Origin of the sequence: Salifodinibacter halophilus (genome assembly GCA_012999515.1) — a bacterium.
GTDB classification, from domain to species: domain Bacteria; phylum Pseudomonadota; class Gammaproteobacteria; order Nevskiales; family Salinisphaeraceae; genus Salifodinibacter; species Salifodinibacter halophilus.
Genome location: JABEEB010000340.1, coordinates 1 through 263 on the forward strand (window position 1 = coordinate 1; position 263 = coordinate 263).

Genomic DNA, 263 nt, shown 5'->3' on the forward strand with positions numbered 1-263 from the left:
CGACGGCTGGCGCCACGGCGTCGCCCACGGCGCCGACTGGCTGCTGCAGCTGAGCCTGAATCCCGCGCTGGAACCGTCGCAGCAGCAGCGCCTCATCGCCGCGATCGCGACCCAGGCGGTGCCCGCCTCCGGCCACGCCTACGTGTTCGGCGAACCCGAACGGTTGGCGCGGCCGCTGTTGGCCGCCGCCGCGCATGCGCAGTGGCCGGCCGCGCGTTGGCAGGCCTGGATCACCGCGCTCGCCGCCAAGGTCGGCGCGCTGG

The 263-nt window shown here is 76.0% G+C and carries 1 protein-coding gene; it reads left to right on the forward strand.

Annotated features, from left to right (window positions below):
- Nucleotides 1-263, forward strand: a 263-nt coding sequence (locus HKX41_11935) for a DUF2785 domain-containing protein (protein ID NNC24844.1), incomplete at both ends; no start/stop codon positions are given.